Annotated in this window: 12 protein-coding genes and 1 pseudogene; 3 read left to right on the top strand and 10 right to left on the bottom strand. The window is 50.3% G+C overall.

Annotated elements, in window-relative coordinates; translation table 11 throughout:
• Window positions 1-300 precede the first annotated feature (300 nt).
• From GKA01_RS11240 to GKA01_RS11230, 3 genes are read left to right on the top strand one after another with little or no spacing between them, the layout of a single operon-like run.
• Window positions 301-2,403, top strand: a complete 2,103-nt coding sequence (locus GKA01_RS11240) for a hypothetical protein (protein ID WP_146862993.1) — start codon at window positions 301-303, stop codon at window positions 2,401-2,403.
• Window positions 2,404-2,408: 5 nt separating this feature from the next.
• On the top strand, window positions 2,409-4,355 hold the full coding sequence (locus tag GKA01_RS11235; protein WP_167506364.1) for a hypothetical protein: 1,947 nt from the start codon (window positions 2,409-2,411) through the stop codon (window positions 4,353-4,355).
• The gene (locus GKA01_RS11230) at window positions 4,352-5,014 is read left to right on the top strand and encodes a hypothetical protein (RefSeq protein ID WP_146862987.1); all 663 of its coding nucleotides are present in this window, start codon (window positions 4,352-4,354) and stop codon (window positions 5,012-5,014) included. The genes GKA01_RS11235 and GKA01_RS11230 overlap by 4 nt, the downstream gene beginning before the upstream one ends.
• A gap of 189 nt (window positions 5,015-5,203) precedes the next feature.
• Here the strand turns inward: GKA01_RS11230 and GKA01_RS11225 are convergent, their stop codons facing one another.
• From GKA01_RS11225 to GKA01_RS11180, 10 genes and pseudogenes are all read right to left on the bottom strand, one after another.
• Window positions 5,204-6,307: a Fic family protein gene (locus tag GKA01_RS11225; protein WP_146862984.1), complete on the bottom strand. Its 1,104-nt coding sequence runs from the start codon at window positions 6,305-6,307 to the stop codon at window positions 5,204-5,206.
• 339 nt (window positions 6,308-6,646) lie between these two features.
• Window positions 6,647-7,441, bottom strand: a complete 795-nt coding sequence (locus tag GKA01_RS11220) for a hypothetical protein (RefSeq protein WP_146862981.1) — start codon at window positions 7,439-7,441, stop codon at window positions 6,647-6,649.
• A gap of 605 nt (window positions 7,442-8,046) precedes the next feature.
• Window positions 8,047-8,748: pseudogene (locus GKA01_RS11215) on the bottom strand (transposase); the annotation flags it as partial.
• A 92-nt stretch (window positions 8,749-8,840) separates the two neighbouring features.
• On the bottom strand, window positions 8,841-9,326 hold the full coding sequence (locus GKA01_RS11210) for a heme-binding protein (protein WP_167506363.1): 486 nt from the start codon (window positions 9,324-9,326) through the stop codon (window positions 8,841-8,843).
• Window positions 9,327-9,682: 356 nt separating this feature from the next.
• The gene (locus GKA01_RS11205) at window positions 9,683-11,008 is read right to left on the bottom strand and encodes a cytochrome c (RefSeq protein WP_146862975.1); all 1,326 of its coding nucleotides are present in this window, start codon (window positions 11,006-11,008) and stop codon (window positions 9,683-9,685) included.
• An 11-nt stretch (window positions 11,009-11,019) separates the two neighbouring features.
• Window positions 11,020-12,792, bottom strand: coding sequence for a GMC family oxidoreductase (locus GKA01_RS11200; protein ID WP_146862972.1), 1,773 nt, complete (start codon window positions 12,790-12,792; stop codon window positions 11,020-11,022).
• Between the two features lie 28 nt (window positions 12,793-12,820).
• Entirely contained in the window at window positions 12,821-13,549 is a 729-nt protein-coding gene (locus tag GKA01_RS11195; RefSeq protein ID WP_146862969.1) for a gluconate 2-dehydrogenase subunit 3 family protein, read from the bottom strand.
• A 303-nt stretch (window positions 13,550-13,852) separates the two neighbouring features.
• Window positions 13,853-15,259, bottom strand: a complete 1,407-nt coding sequence (locus GKA01_RS11190) for a c-type cytochrome (RefSeq protein WP_208653415.1) — start codon at window positions 15,257-15,259, stop codon at window positions 13,853-13,855.
• 2 nt (window positions 15,260-15,261) lie between these two features.
• Window positions 15,262-16,917, bottom strand: coding sequence for a GMC family oxidoreductase (locus GKA01_RS11185; RefSeq protein WP_208653414.1), 1,656 nt, complete (start codon window positions 16,915-16,917; stop codon window positions 15,262-15,264).
• Entirely contained in the window at window positions 16,889-17,458 is a 570-nt protein-coding gene (locus GKA01_RS11180) for a sugar dehydrogenase complex small subunit (RefSeq protein WP_146862965.1), read from the bottom strand. The genes GKA01_RS11185 and GKA01_RS11180 overlap by 29 nt, the downstream gene beginning before the upstream one ends.
• Window positions 17,459-17,529 lie beyond the last annotated feature (71 nt).

Raw genomic sequence — 17,529 nt, 5'->3', positions numbered from 1 at the left:
CGTCGACTATCGCCTTGTAGACCTAGCCGAATTCTTATACCAGTTCGTCGAACTTGGGACCACCACTCATCGTAAGCGTTAGTAGCAGATCCATGAAGATCGTCTTATGTATCCGGATTGCGTGACCTCATGTCAAAATGTTACTCAAGCGGCCACGCCGCCTTCCTTCATAAGGTCTGCAACAGGTTGCTTCAAATTTGATCCACTACATTCATTCGACTACCAACTGCCTAGTTAAACGAAAGCATTCTAAATCTAGATCATTATTAACTCAATTCAAGATCATGTTCAGGATGGATTATGTTTCTGGTATCGACAACCGTTTTAGATGATATGCTGAGTGCGTCCTTGCAGTTACGCGGTACACTCACCCTAAAAAATGACGCGGCTCTGCGTGCTAAATTAGATACTCTCCTACAGCGTATATTCGTCGCCAGACTTATCTCGCAACATGTAGTGGTGGCTATTGGGGGCACCCAAGGCGCCGGAAAAACCACTTTGGTCCGTCAACTCTATGACATAGGCAACAGTTCCGAGTGGCTTCCCGCTAATGAAGGACAGGGGGAGCGCATCCCCGTCCTCATTGAGGAATCTCCGGATGTTACCGAACCCGAAGGCTGGGTGTATCAGCTTATTCCCCCCACCGATGTGCAGGGCGTCTATACTGTGGAGTTGAAGCGGGTCGATGCGGAGCAATTTCATCATGCCACACGCGGCACCAATCCCTCCTACTTATTGCCCGTCCTCAAAGTTCCGGTGCGGCATTTTTACGCCAGCAGCATGGCACTGCTGCTACTGCCCGGCTACGAGCACCGCCACCGTCTGAATGAAGTCTGGCAGGAGTTGATGCGTCAGGCCCTGGCGCTGGCTGGCGGCTGCGTTATTGTTACAGATCAAAGGCGTCTTGCGGACGCAGCTAATCAGGAAATCCTGCGCGACCGCGAATTATCTGGCATCGAACCGGTGGTGATCATCACCAAGACCGAGGAAGACGACGAAGTTTTACGTGAAGAGCTGCGTGCGAGCGCGGCCCAAACCTTTAAAGCCGCTGGTGGCCAGGTCAGCACCGTTATCTGCACTGGTCTCGACACCAGTTTCGACCCCGACTTTATCAAAAAATGGAGCAGCGCGCTCATCGACGCGATTAGAAGCACTGGCAACAGCGCTAGCAGCGTCCAGGGCTTACGCACCAAGCATCTCACCCAATTGCTGGACGAAGTCCGACAACTCACCAACGATGTCGAAGAAGAGCTGTCCATAGATCGAGACAAGGAAGACGACCTATGGGAAGATTTCATCGAGGGGCAACTCAAACCTTATGACAAAGCCGCGAGGAAACTGCGCACCTCCTATCTCAAGCAACTGAACAGCTCACTCGCCAAGCATCGAGACGAAGCCTGGCAACATGTTCTGCAAGCCGTCAAGCCTGATGAGGGGTTCCAAGGATGGCTCGGTGGGCTGACCAGATCCACGAGCGAACGTCTGGAACGCCAGCGCGCCTTGATCGAGCAGGCCTGGAAGGCCCCAGGCGACTGCCAGGAATGCCATCTGCAGGCCCTAACGCATGCAACATTGGAGAAATTCAGTGACACTGGCATGGAGCTACTTCCTCGCCCGGCATTTTCACACGAGACCCCCCTCGTCGAGCGTACCGGTTACCAGGAAATGACGAACCGGAACCAATGGGTTCTCCCGTCCGAGGCAGAGAAAAATCTTACCATACTTCTTACCGCGGAGGATGAACGAGACCCGAGCCACAGCGTGGATGAGGATATTGCGCTCTTGCCCGCGCTGGCGGCGGAATTCAGCCGGCTGTCCCAACTTGCCGCGGTCGACTTAAAAAGCCTAGGGCCCCAAAGAGAGAACATGTCCGCCCTCGACGCTGCCACCCAGGCGAAGGATAATTTTAACGCGCTGATGGGCATTCAGAATGAGGTGGTTGTTACCATCGGCGCCGTATTCGGCGTCAAGCCCGATAGTAATTTCTACACGCTGATCAATGAACTCAAAAGCCGCGTGCCGAAGGGCAAGGATGCAGGACGCATCGACCGGGTCGCGGGCGCCCTACTGCTGTCCGCGGATATTTTCATCGCCGGCGCCGGCGCCGCGGCAGTGGCTGGGACCGGCATCGTAGCTGTCGGTCTGCTAGTTCGCGCCGCAGAAAAAGAGCGGCTTGGCCAAGCAGAAGCGGTACTAATCGCTCTAGAGGACGCCCACCGCGCAGCCTATGCGGCCAGCTTCGATGAAACCATCGAAAAGGTCAAAGATCGCGTCATGGAAGTACAGCGCAAGAAGTTGGGACTGAGTACAGGCGTCTATGAGCGGGATCGTTTAGCCCGTGCCCTGCGTCGATTGCAAAAAGCGGCCGATACACTAGATAACCTCCTCCCGCCACTGAACTAATGGCTATGGGCAAACCCGCTCCAACATTGCAATCCCTCTGGGCTAAGGGAGAAAGAGCGCGTAAGAGCTGGGCGCTGAACGCCTATGAGCATTTCCGTATGGAACTGAGTACGTGGACCCAGTGCCAGCTCCCCGAAGCCAAGAGCGAGACCACGATCGTTCTCTGTGGCCCCACTCAAGTAGGTAAAACTACACTATTACTAGAGCTTCTAGGCGTTTCCACTTCTGAACTAAAGAATGTAAGTGATACACTCCGTGCGGGCCAACCGGTCGGAACATCTTCTACATCGATTCCGATGATCTATCATGAAAGTGCCGATGAGCACTGGCGGCTCGATAATAGCACTCCACTGAGTGTCGATAGTCTGAAGGACGCACTTAAGACCATTCGCCAGCATGTCGAAGCCGGGGGGATGGAACACACGCGCGTTGCAACATTATACATTCCACGACGATATTTCGATCCGGACCGACACGCCCTGCCACGCGTGCGGATTCTTGACTTACCTGGTATCCATCCCCAAAATCAAAACGAAGCAGAATTTGTTCGAAGCGTAGCGCAAAAATACGTACCTACGGCGGATCTCGTGCTGCTGATAACTCGTGCGGATAGTCTGAGTTTTCTGAATCCGGAAACACTCACGGAAGACGGTTTGTGGGCATTGGATTGGCGCCTCTCCCCCGCCCGCTTCTGTATAGTCACCACTTACGCCTGCAAGTTTGAGTCGGTACAGATTTGGCTCGACACACCGGGAAAGACGTGCACCGTAAGCTCGCTGCGGCAGCGTTGTGCTGAGCAACTGGATACTTTCGGCATCACGCCCCCGCCCCCGGATTGCCTTTTCCCGCTGGATTTCGGTGATTCCTGGGCCAATGCTCCCGCGCGACGGCGTGAACTAGCTGGCCCACTAATGAATGAGTTACGCCAGGAATTGTGTGAACGTATCGCTAATGCTGCGGATCCCCTGGGCCGCTTGCACCACGTGCGTGACGCCTTCAACATTGCGGTCAAACTAGACAGCGCGGCGTTAATGCATCTTAACGACGCACAGAGAGACGCGGACTTAGCTATGCGAAAACGAAAATCTGCGCTGAATAAATACAAAAAACAGCAAGAAAAGCGTAAAAAACGTCTTGTCGAAATTGGGGACGAAAACTCGATTTCCAACGCTTCCCATGAAGTGCGTTTAGAATTTGAAAAAAACCTGAAAGAAATGCTGCCACGGCTACCTGCTGCTGACGATACCAGCGCCATGAAAAAAAGTTACCTCCGTCGCTTCAGCCTAAACTTCCAGACAGCTCTCTGGCGCTGTATCTCCAGACTGGAAAGTCTAGATTCTGATAACGAATACACATCTAAAATCCTCACATTCCTGATAGCGGAGCTCCGAGAGAAAGAAAACAACGACGACGCCGCATTCTTCTTCGAGGAATTCATCAAGAAGATCGACAGTCCTATATTCGATAATTACTGGCTCTTGGTACCAGGACCCAAGTTCATTGCAGACCGGGCTCAACTCGGCAGTTGCATGGAGAAAGCTACCATTTGGCTGCGCGAGCGCTTCGCTGAGGCGTGCAATAGAGCCGTTAAAGTTCAGAAGAACGCACTAAAGCAACAGCAGACGCGGATGAGACGTGGCCTGCAGCGCGTACAGGCGCGTATTGAGCAGTTAGAAGGCGACGGAGCAGCACAACAAGATGCAATGATGAAACAGGCCAAAGAGATCGCAAACCTCCGGGGTGCCCTCGCCGCCGACAGGCAGCGTGCGTCGGAGTTCGACGAAATACTTCGCGCAGCTCTGCGCAAAGATCTACGCGCCCGTCGCGATGCCATGATCACAGAGACCGTTCCAACCAAGCGCTTTCTGCAACTCATCGAGGCGGTGACCATAAGCTATCGCTTTCGCGAGCGCTTTACTACATTGTTGGCGAGCACAGAGGATTTGCAATGAACAACACAGATGAGCAGTTGGAGGACGAATTACGCGCGTTGCTTGATCGCGTATTGTCCACACAGTTGAACGGGCTGACCGCACAAGTCCAGAAATTATCAGATTCAGTCTCCACTCTGACAAAATCTTGCATAGAGTTGCCCAGGCTTCCCAAGAAGATTACGGAGCTAGTCGAAGAAGAACTGGAACAGCAATTCGAAGTGCAAACCAAGTATTTAAATTCCAATATTACTAAAGTTGGAGATATTTCCACGCAACAAAGCGAACAGCTGATACAGGTCCTTACCGAATCTAATGCGGGTCTAAGTACGAAAATTCACGGAGCGCGACTAAATATCGTAGCTATGTGCGAAGCATTGCAGGTGCAATTTAAGTTGCAATCTGAAACTCAGGTGCATGAACTGAATAGTGCCATCGCGGCTGCCCAAGAAGCCGCAATGCAGCGCAATGAGAAACTCAGTGAATCTCTATCTAGCACTGTGAGCATAGTTTCCCAATCTATCGACAAAAAAAACGCCGCACTGCAAATCCGCATAACTGAGCTCGAGCGCAAAACAGGATTCATGCAGATATTATGTGTCGCAACGCTTGGTATTCTCATACTAATCTTATGCATTGCCGTGATATTATATATTTCGGGATCCGTAGCGCATCATTAGCACCATCCTGACAAAAATATGATTTTTAGGATTTCTATGTCGCTGATTGCATGATTGATAGGAGGCTAGCAGGAGGATCTTGAGCAATGGCTCCCCCCGTATCTGGAAGGTCTGGGCAACAAAACGGGGCGTCGCATAAAGGCGACGCCCCCTCATTATTTTTCTGCAGCGGAACGGCAAATACCCTGTTTACCCGAGACAAAGAGAATATCGTGCATAGCGGTTTTCTCCCGTCCGATTAAGGGCACCGAGAGACACCAGATCGGCCAGATCACGTGTCGCCGTGGCAGATGTGGCGCCTGTGATCGAACGATAGTTCTGGGCGCTTAGACCGCCTTGGAAGCCGTCAGGCCCTTCTGCCAGCATCCGAAGCAGAGCCTTTTCCTGACGCGTGTTCAGCTTGTCGCGGAGGCGATCCAGAAAACGCGTTTTCTCAATTAAAAAACGAATATTCTGAAGCGTACGAGACTGGGCTTCCAGAACGACATTTCCAAACCATTCCATCCACGCATCAATGTGATTGGTTTCGCTGGCACAATGCAATTCGAGATAATAGGCTTTCTTGTGTACGTTGATGGTTGCGGCCAGTGCCGTAAGCGTCGGGGCCTCAAGGCTTTGCGCTAATGCTTTCTCAGCAAGAGCCCGCCCGATACGGCCATTGCCATCTTCGAAGGGATGGATGGTCTCAAACCACAAATGGGCAACCGCCGCCCGTTCGATAGCAGGGAGAGGCTCCGCTCCGGTTGGGGCCGTTCTGTTAAACCACTCAATAAACCGAGCCATCTCGAAGGACACATTTTTCGACGGCGGGGCTGCAAAATGAATATGTGAGGCGTGGAGAGGGCCTGAGATAATCTGCATGGCTTCTGCATGCATCCGATATCCACCGATGACGTCCAGATCACGGCGACCATTCATCAGCATGGCATGCCAGTCGAACAGAATTTGGTCGGTTAAAGGAGCCGCATAATGTCGATAGAGATCGACCATCAATTCCGCAGCCCCAGCCTCTGCTGGCGTGGAGCGCCGCTTGTCTGGAGCAAAGCCCAACTGGCGGGCAATCGAAGATTGCACACTGGCCCGATCAAGAACCTCACCTTCAATGGCAGAACTCTCGACCATTTCCTGTGAGATCAGCTGAACAATGAGCTGTTGATTAGCATCTTTGTCCAGATGTTGCATCGCGCCCACGACAACGCCCGAACCTTTCAGGAACTGCGTTTCAGCCTCACGTAAATGGCTTTTCTCAAACTGAAACTGCGGCCAGTCCGGACGCTGCCAATTCCAACGCATGATCGATACCTCAACCCTCTATCAATCACTTTAACTACAAAATATGATTGATAGAAGCGCAATCTATCCATCACCCGACATAACCGATTATCCCGCACGCTAACCCGGAGCGACCCGTAGCTCCCCGGAATGATTTCAGAATGAGACGCACCTCCCTTTACGCCAGTATGACCATCACAACAGAACCCTTGACGGGCCTCAGTTTTTCTCCAAACCTGTTCTCCATAATGTTCACTGAGAAGAGCATCATATCCGCAGTTTTCTGCTGGAATTAAGAGCGTCCCAGCACCCTAAAAATGTTGGGGAGCAGGTTCGAGTCCCGCAGCTCGCACCACTAACCTATTGAAAATACAGAGAAAAAAAGAATTTGAATCTTCTATGATCAGCTATTCCACTGGATTTTCCGCCTTGGTAATGCTTCACGGCTAATTGGAATAAGTATCCCCAAGGTATTAATGGTTGCTGGGGTTCTGATACTTTTGGTTTAAGAATGACAAGGTGGTATCGCTCTTGTTGTTCGTCATACACTGCTCGTAGGAAGTCACTAATCTGTCTTGTGACAGATAAACCTCCAAACTCGTGAACCAAGCTTTCTATTTTTGCGACTAAGTGCAACTCCATTTGGTCGCTCAGAGTCATCTTGCTTCCATCACGATCGATCGAGTATCCTATACTCCTCAGACGTAGAGTAGCGAATTCCACTGCAAAGTAGTTTGGATATGTGCGTTGTAAACTTTTTGTTGTATTAAGACTTATTTGCTGAACGCTGAGATGAGCATATTCGATAGCATTACGCCATTCTTCGCAGGTATTATTTCCAACTGTCTGTTGGAACTGAGTAGCATCTCTAATTTTCTCTAGCAGTTCACAATATGGCTCGATAGGTCGGCTGTCTAAAATTTGATCATAGATAAGTTCACCTATTAGCGCTCTGCATTGTTCAGCGATTTTAATTTCGCCTGGAATGAATGCTTCACGAATGCGATTGTATAACTCATCTCCTATGAAGTCCTTCGTATAATTTCCTGTCTGGGGCAGGCTCAGAAACTGGTATTGTGCAATTAGATCGTTTGGCCACGACGTGATAATTTGAGCGGTTTGATCGGCAAGTTGCCGAAAGATGGAAATGTCCATGAGAGTTCTCGCGCAAGCTTAGCTCGAATTATACACCACTCTGTATCAGTTTTAGGGTGGTATAAAAACTGGCTCAAATGCCCGAGAAGGGGCGACTAGGAAATGGCAGCTTTTTTTGGGTGACCACCCGAAACCCGTCCGTCCGCTCCCGGCCCAATTTGATCATTTAATGTCGTGAAGGTTGCGTCTGCTAAGCGGAAACGCCTGTTGGCAAGTTGTATGACCGCGATGAGGCGACTGCCGCCTGTCTGATCCCGCAGCGCAAATCAAACAGGTAGTTCAGATGACTCAGCCGCTCGTGCTGGGAATTATTATGAGTTTTCCTAATACGCTTCTTCGGGGCGAACCGGCGTTAATGTCGTCACTTGGAGGGATCAAAGAACCCTTGATTGATACGCTTAGCTGGTTATTTCATGCTCGAAACGATTTGATTTGCTACTTTTGGGTTCGCTTTTGATCTGCGTTTTGAGAAAATCGAGTGCTGCCCCCTCTGGATGACTATGCGCTCGCGTTCAACCTTTTGAGGAAGAAGAAGCGGCGCATGTTGTAGACGATATTGGCCAGCCCGATCCTCATGGTGGCCCGGGTGATACCGACAGTTCGGATGAACAGACCCATTTCCGGATGAACCGGAACTTCCGGTCGATTGAAATGTGCGACTTGTAGCCAAAGAACGGAATGGCGAGATCGCTGGATGGCATGCTTCCATCATCCTGCCGCTTCGCCTTCGTGAACTTCAGTGTCCAGCGCGCATGACGATCCTTGTGCGACAGCTTTGACGGCTTGTCCTGCCAGTCTTCAGGAATACGTCCTGCCCGGAGGTCGGCTTTCTCAGCATTCGTACTGCGCTGCTTTGGAGCAGCGACCAGCGTTGCATCCAGGATCTGGCCCGACATCGGCAGATAGCCTGCGTGCCGCAGGATTGTATCAAAGCGATTGAACAGACCCTCGATTGCTCCCGCCTGGGTCAGGCGTTCACGGAACAGCCAGAGTGTTTTGGCATCCGGAACTCGATCTGACAGTCCCAGGCCAAGGAAGCGCATGAAGGACAGGCGGTCGTTGACGAGATACTCCGTCCGCTCATCAGACAAATTGTTGAGCGTCTGGATGACTAGGATCTTGAACATTAGCAACGGATCAAATGGCGGTCGCCCGCCTTTGCTTCCATCTGAATAGGCCAGAGCCTTCTCCAGATCAGGACGGAACGCTTCAAAATCCACAGTCCGGGAAAATGCTTCGAGCTGATCGCCAAGCCCGCTTAACCGGGCAAGCCGCTCTTCAACATCAAAGAAACCCGGCTGCTTCATCTTCCATCCTCCCCAATCAACTAAGGGAAAATGGAATCACAGAGAAATCCTCAAAACCAGAGGGTTTTTCGAACCCTCCAAGGGCAAAAAATTCACTTTTCAAATGCCGCCAATCCAGCGCGTACTGCGGCCAAATCAGCATTGCCGTCGGGTGTACTAACGGCCACAGAGCCAACTAGTCTTTTTCCGACGAATAAAGGCAAACCACCGGGATTAGCGGATAAATCCGGAACTGCCAGTTCATGCGTTTCACCCTTCATTAAAGATACATACGCGTTGTTCGTATCCGACTGGAAAAGTGCGGCTGACTTTGCTTTTGCCAATGCCGATGAAAGACAATTAGCTACAGCATCGGCCTGCCTGAGCACAAATAATGGCATGCCGTCCTCGTCGGCTACGACAATACAACCGTGAATATGTGATTTGGCGAATGAATCGCGGGCTGCATTGGAAATTTTAATTACGTCTTCATCGTCCAGTGCAGGACGCCGAGAAATGGCATACGCGCTAGAAGTAAGGCAAAAAACCATCATGCAGAGTGAAAAAAAAAGAGAACCAATTCTGAATATTGGAAACATTTTGGACATCCTACTAGATTAAGTTAAAAAGAGATAATTACACCTTAAAGATAGAAAAAATTAAAATAAACATTAAATTATTAATATATACATCATTATTTTATATTATGTGATACATTATCGTTTTGTTTATCCCTATATTCGTAAAGTGTATATGTCAAATTTATATTAATCAATACTTATTGATATCGGGGTCAACCGGAAAAATATCATATATATAGATCGTCAACCTGACTACATCCGGATCGACGCTCACCAACATCACAGAAACCAGCGAGATTTCTCTTACATAACGGCATACATGCACAGACAAAAACTCAAAACTAAGGGGATTTATAAGCCTAATTCCTGATTTTTTAGTTTAACCCATTCTCAGGTTTTTTTATGCCACTCCACATATCTGCGTGTATATTTTTTCTCATTTGCGAGATCATGGCAGCTGTAACGGGAGGTGCAGCATTACCCCAGCTATTACGGATAAATGTCAAAACATCAGCCATATTATCGTCAGGCATCTTCCAGTCGAAACGCGGCATCCCAGCTCCTGTGGGGTTTTGCCAAGTCTGCGGACCAAGCATACCTCGAAGAACAGTATGGATTAAAGAGGAAGGGTCTGGCGCATTGATAATTGGGTTCTTGGCAAAAGCAGGAATCATGTTTGGGATTCCTGATGCATTTGGGACATGGCACGCCATGCACGCTGCTTGGAAAACTAGCTTGCCTTTCAACATACGAGGATCATTGGCGGCAAGCACGATTGGAACGCTGGTCGAGCTTGCCGGTAGTGTCCTAAGGTAGGTCACAATCGCGTGTAGGTCTGCGTCTGTAAGATGTTGTGTAGAGTTCTCAACTGCTTCCGTCATCGGGCCGGATGCAACCGACGTCTTGTTGGAGCCGGTCTTAAGATAGGTCACGATGTCTGCGACACTTTGCCCGCCCAGACCAATATATGGGTTGGGAGTCAGATCGGGTGCATACCACCCCTGAAGTGTACCGCCCTGAAAAGCATGGCCGGAACTGTCCCCGCCAAGGGCATTTTTCGGGGTGTGGCATGCTGCGCAGTGACCTGCGCCTTCCACCAGATACGCACCACGATTCTGTTCTGGGTTCAGGCTTTTGCGTGGCTCAAAAACCCCGGTGTGAAAGAATAAAAAATTCCATCCGGCAAGAAGAAACCTTTGATTATAGGGAAATGGTAACTGATTCTCGACGACCGCTTTGTCGACTGCGGGCACAGTGCGAATGTAAGCCCAAAGATCATCAATGTCCTGATCGGTCATTTTTGCATACGCGGTATAAGGCATGGCCGGATAAAGATAGCCATGGCTACCGATACCGTGGCGCACGGCCCTGTTAAACTGTTGCTCCGACCAAGCACCAATACCGGTTTCTTTGTCGCTTGTGATGTTCGATGCGAGGATTTTTCCAAACGGCGTATCCAATGAATACCCACCGGCATACGACGCACCACCAGGCACTGTGTGGCATGCGGCACAATCGGCGGCAAATGCGACATATTGGCCGCGAGCAATTTTTGCTTTTAAGGCGTCGCCAGAGGCAACTGTGATCGTCATCGGATAATCACGATGCAGGTTATACTCGATCACACCAACGCCTGCTGCGACAACGATGCCACCCGCTAGAGCCGTGATACCCAGAGTTTTCTTGATTGAGGTTTTCATGGGATGTTTCCTCAGCGCATGAGCGAGCCAGGGCTTTTGACATAATTGTCGATGATGGCCTTCGCCGTCCATAATGTCAGGGCACTGAGTGTCCCGGTCGGGTTGTATCCTCCGTTATTGGGGTAAGATGAAGCACCCAACACAAATAGATTATGTGCATCCCAATGCTGTTGATATCGGTTCAGAACCGATGTCGCGGGATCCAGACCCATAACGGCTCCGCCAATCGTATGGGAACTGTCGTATGGTCTGAAGGGAGAATTATGCTTGTCGGGGAAAGAAACGGTCTCCCACGATTTTGCGCCGGTCTGTTTGCAGATATCATCGATTTTACCACGTACGAATGACGACATTTTCCGGTCGTTTTCGTTATAGTCAAATGTCATACGCAATAGAGCCTGACCATTTGCATCTTTATAAGTCGGATCAAGTGACAAATATGAACCGCGATGGGAATAAGATGTTCCTTGGCCCTGAATCTTAGCGTAATTCTGATAGGAATGGGCAAAAGCTTTTTTCCAAGCAGAACCCCACTGCGTCGTCCCAGCAGGAAGCCGATCTGTCATGCCTAGCGGTGTTCCCTGATCGGAAAGAGCCTGAATGCCCGCGCCACCAAGGAATCCCAATCCTGTGTGATCAAAATTATCGCCGTTGAAATCGTCAATCTGGGTGGACAGTGCCCCCGTCGATATAAACGGATTCATGTATTCATTTTCAAAATACAGGAAGCCATATGACATGGTCTGATAATTATAGGCACGGCCTAAAGTGCCTTCGCCGGTCGTTGGGTCATAGGGGCGACCAATCTGGGATAAGAACAAAAGACGCACATTATCCAATTGGTAGGCAGATACGCAGACAATATCTGCTGGCTGATAACCAATATTCCCGTCTGAATCTAGAAAAGTCACACCTGTGACCGTTTTCTCGTCTTTGGATTTGTTTATTCGCAATACAGTGCACTCAGTCAGAAGTGTAAAATTACTACGCTGGGTTAGCGCAGGGATAACGCATATATTTGGCGACGATTTTGAAAAATTTCCGCAGCCGTAAAACCCGCAGAACCCACAGTAGGTGCAAGGGGCTAATTCAATACCCAGTGGATTGCGAAATGCACCGCCAATGGTGCCCGCAGGAATGGGGAAGGGATGGTAACCCATTTTTTCGGTCGTGTCATGGAAAATATCATTCCAATGCGAGCGCACCAGAGGTGGTGTTGGAAATTCGTTCCTTCGCGATCCTTCAAACGGATTGCCACCTGCCTGCACCTGCCCATTGATGACACCGGCTTTTCCTGAAATTCCAGCAATTTTTTCAAAGCGGTCGTAGTGGGGCTCAAGCTCATCATAGGTAATGCCCCAATCCTGAACAATTAACCCGTCCGCCAGCTTCATATTCGAATATCGTTCGCGCACGCGCGTTGCCATCTGAAAATCGGCAACGGAAAAGCGCCATGCATTGGCTGCCCAGTGTTTGCCTGCTCCACCGACGCTATAGCCCATCTGCCAACTATTCCAGTCACGACCTGGCAATGCTGTCTGTGAACTATCGTTTCTAAATGTCAGTGTTTCTACACTCGGTGGCTTTAGGATTTCGCGTCTGACGCCGTAACGCAGTTCGTCGGCCGCAATGGCAGGCGGAAAATTGACGCTCGTCGTCTCCCACGGACCGCGTTCAATCGCTACGACATTCAAGCCGGCGCGGGTCAACTCTTCTGCCATCAGAGATCCCGCCCAACCGAGCCCGACAATCACGGCGTCAGCTTTTGGTCTTGTGTAATCCATTTCTGTTTCCCTGCTATCTTTTTATCGTTTAAATTCGATCGCTTATGCTGACGGGCTCAATTTCTAATCGCTGCCCCTTGAGTTCCGCGACATCGCGATAATCATATCGTGCGCCGGGAAATCCGATCATGCGCCAACCAACCATGTTACGGTTACCGCCATACACGGGGTCAGATAAAAACCCTTCCTGAACATTTGTCAGAAACTGTGTGAAAAGTTCAGATGATTTAATGGTTTTATAGGTGAATTTCCCGGCCTCCATGGCCTCGAGATATTCAACCTGTTGAGGCGCCGGTAATTCCTCGAAGGCTTTACCGCTCATCTTGCGGCAGTGGTCATTCATTTCGGCAAGGCCAATTTTGTAAATATCTGCCGGTGTAAGTTTGCTCTGATCACCTTGTTCAGGTGTTCCTTCCTGAAACGGCCCACCCTTGAAGCGCGAGGACGCCTTTCCGTAACTGCCAGCAAGCTGGTGATCGATAAACACAACGCAGCCGGCATCTGATGCGCTGACACTTAAATCATCTGCCGGAATTAGTTGGTCAAAAATCGCTTTGACCAGGTTTTCTTCCTGTGGCGTAAAGAAAATACGCTTCGACGGGTCAACTGGCACGGGCGGAGGTGTTTCGCGGGCGATCCACTTACCAGCGCCGCCACGCAGCACACGGGCTGCAGCGCCAACCGGGCGCATAATAGCAGCGGCTGTTGCGGTGCTCATCAGCACAAGTCCGGCTTTTAAGACGACGCGTCGTCGCATAATTATTCTCCTGTTGCTTTAAGGGCACCTTCGTGGCGGTGGCGGATGGTATTTGTGTCTGCTGATTCAATGCGTTCATAAACGGAGCGTTGTGAACGTCAGACAATCATTATGTGCTGTTCCGACTGAGGGGGGGGGCATTCATCATGACGACATTTTTAAATTCTTCTTGTTAAGGCAGCGTGCCAGGCTGGCATCGTAGATGCTAAAAAACAACGAGAGCAGCCGAATTTGATCAAAATTAAATATCTGTTGCCGAGTGAAGGAAGAAGCGGATTTCAGCTTCTTCCTCCTTCTCCAAACTTACGCGCGCTTACGGCGTGTAAATGCAAACAAACTTCCAACGACAATCAGGATAACAAAGATAATCCCTGCGATTGACGCGACTGGTGCCATCGTCACCAACAGTGGACGATGGCCTGTTCCGTTACGTAGGGTCGTTACCTGTTGTTCTGTGACGCTCAGCTTGGCATTACCAAAGTTTGAAAAGACATAATTCGCGACAGACGCAATTTGCGCGTCGTTCAATTCATCGGCAAACGCCGGCATTGCAACAACATCATGGTTAGTTGCACGGTGTATACCGTGAAGAATAGCCATGACGAGGTTCTCCGAGATCACACCCCCCGTTGCTGTGTTTGCTGTCAGCGATGGATAGAATTGATCTTGGGTTCCTTCACCTTTCAACTGATGACAACTCGCGCATGCACCCGCGTAGAGTTCCTGACCATTGGTGCTCGTTCCGTTTCTCATCGCATCAGGACTACGATCAATTGGCTTATCGAAAGTGGCGATATCAACAGGTTTGGCGTTGGTTGTTGCAAAACCTGCTTCTGTTTGTGAAGGGTCACGAACTGCCGGGACGGTTTTCAGATAATCCGCGATGGCAGCAAGGTCGGCATCATCTAGAAAACGAAGACTGTGCTCAACGGCTTCTGCCATGGCCCCAGCAGCCTGACTTTTGCCGTGTGCCGATCCGTTGCGCAAATAGTTGATCAGGTCCTCGCGGCTCCAACCACCAATGCCGCTGATTGGGTCGGAAGTGATGTTGGGGGCATGCCAGCCACCCAGATCCGCGCCAGTAAGGAAACGGCTGTTTTGTTCAGCCATCATCGCATTACGTGGGGTATGGCAGGTCGAGCAATGCTCCAGAACCTTGACCAGGTATTCACCGCGCTGCGAACCTCCAGGTTGCGTCTTAGCCGCATCCATAGGTTCGCCTCCAGCAAACATCAAATTCCATCCAGCCATCAACAGACGTTGATTAAAGGGGAATGGAAGCGATGTCTTGATTTTTGGCGCGCGATCAACTGCTTTAACGCCTTGCATCATATAGACATAAAGCGCGTGAATATCTGCATCGGACATGCCAGCATATGCTGTATAAGGCATCGCAGGATAAAGATGCCCGTTTGGAGACACCCCCTTACGTACGGCATCTGCGAATTGTGTTTCAGTCCAATTCCCAATTCCATAGCTTTTGGAGGGTGAAATGTTGGTTGCAAAGATCGCCCCCATCGGTGACGAAATGGCATAACCCCCAGCATAAGGTGTGCCGTCGTTGCCTGTGTGGCAGGCCATACAGTCTGATGCACGGGCGACATATTCGCCCTTCTTTATTAGGGTTCCGGTATCTACTGCGGCCTGGCCCGAAAGCGGCATCAATGCGACGCTCGCAAATGCGAGGGCTGCAATGCGAAAACGCATCATCCTCAGATTTCCTTTGCGATAATGTGCGCCGAACGAATACCCATCGCAACGCCAGCCAACGTTGGGTTCACGACACCACAGGCTGGAATAACACCGGTCGTCGCCATGAATAGATTACTATGATCCCAACTGCGACATTCTGAATTGACGACCGAAGTCTTTGCGTCATCGCCCATCAGGACTGTACCCATGATATGATCACGGTTCTGCCAGCCTGTATTGTCTTCGATCACCGTGCCGCCCATGATCCTGACGAAATCGGCATAGTCCTTTTTGGCCTGAACTGCGCCGCGTTCGACATAGTCATCAGTGTTGTAATTGATGCGCATCGTTGGAATGCCCAGCGCATCTTTACGTGTTGTCGACGGCTGAATACGGTTTTCAGCATTTGGCAGCATTTCAAACACCGTTGATATATCAACCCAATGTGCCGCCATATGTTTTATTTTTTCGTCTAATTCCGGTCCAACAACACCCTGCTTTAACAGCAGTTGGGTAATGGCACGATTAGGGACGGTGTTTGTCAACGCGTGTTTGATGGCAGAACGTTCCTTGCGAAACGGACCATCACGCCAATTGAAGATACCACCTTGCTGGACTTGCCCCCGACCCGGCCAAAGGGGTTCGTCTGCGAGAAACTGTAGGCCCATACCGGTATGGTCCATCAGGTTACGCCCGACCTGATCGGACGAATTCGCAACATCGGACATCAACAATAATTTCGGTGTTTCAAGGCCATTGCATGCTATAATGAAATACCGTGCTGTCAGGCGGACATCGTCACCTTTGGACGTGCGATAATGCACGGCAACAATCTTACCGCCTTCGCCCTTTTCTAGCTTGTATGCTGTTGCGTCTGTCAGGATTTTAGCCCCTGCGGCTTGCGCGTGACGGGCATGTACGTCGCCGGAATACATGGCACCAATCGGGCAAACGGGCATGCAATTGTTATTACCTGAACAACCGGGCCGGCCATCCCATGGCTGGTTTGTGCGGCCGTTTGGTTCATGAATGAAATGGAAACCCTCTGCGCCGATACGAGCCTTTAGGCGTTGAAAATAATAGGTTTCAGCTTCCGGTGGCACTGGATAAGGACGGGATCGAGGTGGAAAAGCTGCCCCCCCCTGTCCGGATTGATCCTGAGTATCACTACCGGAAACACCAAGATTATATTCGGCAATATCGTAATATGGCTCTAGTTCGTCATACGAAATTGGCCAGTCACGACCGACACCATACAAGGTTTTAAGCTTCATGTCGTTCGGCAGGAAGCGCCATGTTGCTGCAGCCCAGTGCCATGTTGTGCCGCCCACCAGACGCAACATGCCAGGAAGAAACTTAAACGACCCAACGTTTTCAATATAATTTGGATCGAACGATGTCGGTGCCCATGGTTCGTTAGGATAGGGATCGTTGTGATTGCCCTTGCGAGGCGAGGATCGAAAATTCTCAACAATTTTCCATCGAGGAATCCAGACGCCAGATTCAAGGATGATAACGGATTTCCCTTTTTTGGCGAGTTCATAAGCAGTGTTGCTGCCGACTGCGCCAGAACCGACGACGATTACGTCGGCATCATATTGCATTGCCATGTCTTTAATTTTTCCCTGTTCTGTCAGGATGTGTGATTCAGTCAGCCGCAACGTTTTTTGGGGCATCGATCCAGTAATTGGTGTGCCCACGCGAATAAGTGGGGATCACCGTTGTATCGATTGTCGGTTCGTACATCAGTGCTTCTGCGTATGAGACAAACTGCGCGTCGTCGACGGGGTGGTTGACGGCGGGGGTCGCACTCATGGACGGCGTTCCGATGTAACCCAGATACCATGCCGAAATGATCGTCATGGCTGTGGGTTTTAAATCCGGATACGCATCGGCGAAGTCGTTGAACTTGCGCATATCAGAAAAATTATCAGCCTTTATTGTTGTAAACAGCCTTTCTGCCAAAGACGTAAAATTTGCATCTTTGGCAGAAAGGGCAGCGCTAATACGCGCGGCAATTTCTGGATTTAATTTATCGCGAACCGTCAGGATTTGTGACAGTGCCAGAAAATCCTGTCGGCCGTAGGATACTGCTGCCTGCGCGCGAGAAAAATTTGAAGGAATGGCCCCCAATGCAGATATTGCAGCTGCCGTTCTTAGTAGGATACGGCGGCTTAATATCTGCGGCTGTCGTGTGAGCGGTTTTTCATATGTCATTTGTTTGTTCCACAGTTGGATATTCTTAACGGCAGAGAAAATCGCGCCGATTGACGACACGTACGAAGCGT

It is taken from the genome of Gluconobacter kanchanaburiensis NBRC 103587 (assembly GCF_007988905.1).
Taxonomy (GTDB): Bacteria; Pseudomonadota; Alphaproteobacteria; order Acetobacterales; family Acetobacteraceae; genus Gluconobacter; species Gluconobacter kanchanaburiensis.
Note: the sequence above shows the minus strand (reverse complement) of the source record. Positions and strands in the feature narration are given on the sequence as shown.